This window comes from Microcystis sp. LE18-22.4A (genome assembly GCF_027531105.1).
In the GTDB taxonomy this organism is placed as follows: domain Bacteria; phylum Cyanobacteriota; class Cyanobacteriia; order Cyanobacteriales; family Microcystaceae; genus Microcystis; species Microcystis aeruginosa.
This window is the reverse complement of the sequence record NZ_JAPZRB010000165.1, coordinates 1-1,251: the sequence shown is the minus strand read 5'-3', so window position 1 is coordinate 1,251 and position 1,251 is coordinate 1. Positions and strand designations below refer to the sequence as shown.

The window sequence follows — 1,251 nt, the reverse complement described above, 5'->3', positions numbered from 1 at the left end:
TAGGAATAAACTTGGGAGAAGATTCTGTTCTCGGTTTTCATCTTGTAGGGATTCTTGCTTTTTCCCTATCTACCCAGATATTTTTCTTTTTGGCAACCCTTGTCTTGTCAGGTTTTGACCCACTTGTGTCCGTCAGTCAGCATTTTTGAACCAATGCTGCCAACAAAAAACCACCCGCTCTCCTAATTCTCCTTCCGTTGGCAAAATTAATCCTAAATGAATCTGAGCAAAAGTTAAAATACTCAAACCGGGATCGCTTTCTGCTACATTTAACCAAGCAATTCCCCCTAGATAAGTCTTTTTGTGCCATTCTTGCCAACTATACTGTAAGGCTAATTCCGATTTACCAAGACCTCCCATCCCCATCAATGCTGAAATTGCTACGCGGTCAGCTTGCTGTAATTGGGTGGCTAATTGGCTTAAATCTTCATCGCGTCCAACGAATTTCGCGACCCCACTATTGGGTAGGTTGTGCGGGTTTTCTTTAACTTGTTTTGGTACAGATGACAAAATTATTTTTTGCTCAATAGAAATTTGAGCATTATCGCCAAAGGTAGAACCTTTAATTCCAGTTTGCTTAAATGGATTATTCATTAGGGAAAATAACGGTACATTTCTTTACGGTGCAAAACTCGTACAAAGGCAATGATATTATCCTCAATATAAATACCTACGCGGTAATCTCCTATTCTTAGCCGATAGTAACTCGGTTTGCTTTCAATAGCTTTGATATTTCTTAATTCAGCTAGACTATTGGCCGCTTCTACCTCCGCAATGACAGATTCAATTCGTTGTCGTAGCTTACGATCCTTAGATAGCGCCTAAATCTCGAAAAAAAAGGCGACGAAATTCAACTTGCATGATTTACTCTGCTAATAACGAAAAAATTTCTTCTCGACTGACATTTTCATCGTCAAGACCTTCCTCTATTGCCTTGGCTAGAGCAATATCCTCTATTACTTCATAAATTACATCTGTTAAAGTTTCCCGTTCTTGCAATAATAATTCATGCAAAATCTCTTTAACAATAGGCTTGAGTGCTTGAGCTTGATTTTCTAACATTTTTGTCTCCTAATCAATGTTTTGCTTAATTTTAATAGTCGCTTTTCCGGCTCTTCTGGTTTTCGTGTGTTAATTTTTGTTATGAATTAAAGCAAGCAAACAGCTTAAGTCGAAGATGTTCAAAATTGGTAAATCCATAACTTATTCTTTTAATAAGCTTTATTTTGGTATTCATTCCCTCAATTAATC

At 37.3% G+C, this 1,251-nt stretch carries 4 protein-coding genes; all 4 read right to left on the bottom strand.

Annotation, left to right across the window (positions count from 1 at the left end; genetic code table 11):
* Positions 1 to 132 precede the first annotated feature (132 nt).
* A complete protein-coding gene (locus O9295_RS07450; protein WP_288032540.1) occupies positions 133 to 594 on the bottom strand; it encodes a hypothetical protein in 462 nt (153 codons plus the stop codon).
* The gene (locus tag O9295_RS07445; protein WP_261779536.1) at positions 594 to 776 is read right to left on the bottom strand and encodes a type II toxin-antitoxin system RelE family toxin; all 183 of its coding nucleotides are present in this window, start codon (positions 774 to 776) and stop codon (positions 594 to 596) included. The genes O9295_RS07450 and O9295_RS07445 overlap by 1 nt, the downstream gene beginning before the upstream one ends.
* 88 nt (positions 777 to 864) lie before the next feature.
* Positions 865 to 1,062, bottom strand: a complete 198-nt coding sequence (locus O9295_RS07440; RefSeq protein WP_002763529.1) for a hypothetical protein — start codon at positions 1,060 to 1,062, stop codon at positions 865 to 867.
* A gap of 79 nt (positions 1,063 to 1,141) precedes the next feature.
* On the bottom strand, positions 1,142 to 1,251 hold a 110-nt coding region (locus O9295_RS07435), incomplete at its 5' end, for a transposase (RefSeq protein WP_287672724.1).

Bases quoted from the DNA above. Each gene is read 5' to 3' on its own strand.
- O9295_RS07450 (WP_288032540.1), bottom strand. From the start codon at position 594: ATGAATAATCCATTTAAGCAAACTGGAATTAAAGGTTCTACCTTTGGC.
- O9295_RS07440 (WP_002763529.1), bottom strand. From the start codon at position 1,062: ATGTTAGAAAATCAAGCTCAAGCACTCAAGCCTATTGTTAAAGAGATT.